Here is a 2,712-nt window from a genome sequence, read left to right on the forward strand (position 1 = left end):
GGGATCATTCCTTATTTAGATGATTCATCATCAGAATTGATCACCAGGTTCACATTTGGCACTGGAACCACAAACCACGAAAGAGAAGGCTATTTTGTTGGGTGGGAACTTGTGAACCTTCTATTAGAAGAAGGCATTACATTAGAGGAAATCGCAGCGATAAAAGAAGAAGATATGCCAGATTATATAAAAGAGGTATACCCTAGATTGTTAAGCTGACGGGACTTTAATTGAATAAGCACGACATAAAAAAAGCTTGGGATCTAGCCAAGCTTTTTGTGTTTAGTAGTTAAGATCTGTTCTTTAATAGGGTTGGCAGCCTCTCAAGAGATGCTAAGAAAAACTCAACAAGTCTCATTTCTCACCTGACCTTCATTTAGCGACCCGAATGATTCACCATATACGTCCCGGTGAACCCTCATTTAGTTTCTTCTTAAATTTCTAGCTAGCTCAAATTAATAACATAGGAGTTAAAAATATCGAAATGAAAAAAATTTTTTATGTTGTTAAGAATCATCACAAAACTTGTCAACTTAAGGTTACAGATATCAACCATTAAATAAACAATTTTACACCTTATTGACAATATAGTTAACCTTTGTTACATTCTTTGACGCAAATGTAATTTATATTACAAACATCAAGGAGGAGGAACATTGAAAAAATTTATTTTCAGTATCTTTTTAGTCACATTTATGTTTTTTTCTTTAGGAGGTACTAGCTCACTGGCAGAAGAAGGTTTTAATGTTAATGTCGTATCAGAAAGTAATAACATTCATGTTCAGTGGAATGAATTTGGAACAAAATATGAGCTTTATATGTTAAATGGAGAAACAGAAGAACTAATTTATAAAGGAGGAAAAACTCAATTTAATATTACTAATCTCGAAGAAGGTAAATTTCACAAACTGAAATTAGTTGCTCTAGAGAATAATAAAATATTAGATTATGTAATTATAAATACAACTACAGAGGCACTTGAAGAAGAGCTTTTACGTGAAAAATCAGCTTCACTCGCATTTTCTGAAGAATTGGAAGAAGAGCCGGAGATTTATAATCCCATGAGTAAAGCAGAGATTAATACATATTTAAGTAAAAGCTCTATTACCTTGGAATGGATAAATGTTCCTAATGACTTTGCTCACTTTGAACTCTTTAAAGATGGAGAAAAATTAACAGATGTTCAAGAAAACCTCTTTAAAGATACCGATATTGTTGAGGATGAAGTATACTACTATACAGTTGTTGGGTATAAAAAACTTCCTGAGGAAAGAATTGCCGAAGTAAAAGCAGAACTTAAAGAAAGTGGAATTGATTATACTTTTGCTGATCAAAAAGATTTATTCTATGAAAAAAAGAGTCTATCGGCAGTTGTTAGAGCTTCTGAAAAAAACGTTCTTCCAGATACTTCACAAGAACATAAAGATAGCATATTAGCTGATGAGAATTTGAGTCACCAAAGCAGGGTAGGTACTATGAGTAGCTTTACACCACCACCTGGTTATGGTTACGCGCTAAGGTATACTACATTTATCCCACTAGAATATGCACCAAATCCTTGGTGTGATGTAATCTGTACTAAGTACTCTTATTTCAGTGGTGATAATCGAGGGTTTGATTTTTGGTCAAATGATTTTAGAACGCGTTCCGATGTATACTTAACATGGGACGGTTCAAATAAATATGCTAAACTGAATCCCCAAATAGGCCAGACAAAAGGTTACGATGAAAACTATAATTTCATTGATAGTGACTACGCTCCTACTAGCGATATTAAAATTCAAAATATTGAGTATGGTAGCGACTATATTTATCATCGTATGGGACTCTCTTCTGGTATTCCACTAACAACAGCACCAGCTATTGATGCGTTTTATTATGCGAAGGTTTTCGAAGATGGACGTGGGGAATACTATGGAGTTCATGATAAAGCACCTTCACATGAGTTTTATATTGTCACTTATCCTGGCGGTTTTTATGCGCCTATACACCAAGCCACGCATAAAGGTTTCAATAACCTTTTCCCTCATACAGCAAAAGAAGAATTTGAAGTGAATTTTTATTAATATAAAAGAAGAGGGGCTTTTTAAGTCACTCTTCTTTTATAATACATCAGGTGGTACAAATGAAAAAAAAATTGCAAGTATTGGTTACTAGTCTATCCATAAGCACTTTACTGATCACATTCTTTTTTTCTTTCTCTAATTTTATGTTTTCTTATGTTACTTATTTATTTTTTATTGGGAGCTCTTTATTATTGTTCGCAACTCCCTTATCTATTTTAAATGATAGAATCCTTTCAAATTTAACAAAAAACTTTAAAATAATACGTTTTATTGTGTATATAATACCTGGAGTTGTACTTTATATATTTTCGACGGAGCTTGGTGTTTTGCTCCTTTCTAGTATAGTAGCAACCACTTATTTTGTTATCGAATGGCTTTTTGACAGCGTTGTACTGAATGAAACAACAATAAATAAAATTTCATACTATTTTTTAATGTTCCTTATAATAAGTTTTTTAATTTCTTTATTTTTCATGGGTAGTTAACTTAACGTATATTCTGGAAATCAAATGTTATATCGAACACAAAGAAGGATGGTTTGACTCCTGTCAATCAAGAAGAACAGACATCATAAAAGGGATCATTCCTTATTTAGATGATTCATCATCAGAATTGATCACCAGGTTCACATTTGGCACTGGAACCA

2 protein-coding genes are annotated in these 2,712 nt (G+C 32.7%); both read left to right on the forward strand.

Annotation, left to right across the window (positions count from 1 at the left end):
* Positions 1-219: hypothetical protein (locus E2491_RS17565; protein ID WP_166805899.1), on the forward strand; the 219-nt coding region annotated here is incomplete at its 5' end.
* 437 nt (positions 220-656) lie between these two features.
* Complete coding sequence (locus tag E2491_RS14765; protein ID WP_134376399.1) at positions 657-2,066, forward strand: DUF3238 domain-containing protein; 1,410 nt, start codon at positions 657-659, stop codon at positions 2,064-2,066.
* Positions 2,067-2,712 lie beyond the last annotated feature (646 nt).

This window comes from Jeotgalibacillus sp. R-1-5s-1 (assembly GCF_004405105.1).
Lineage (GTDB): Bacteria > Bacillota > Bacilli > Bacillales > Jeotgalibacillaceae > Jeotgalibacillus.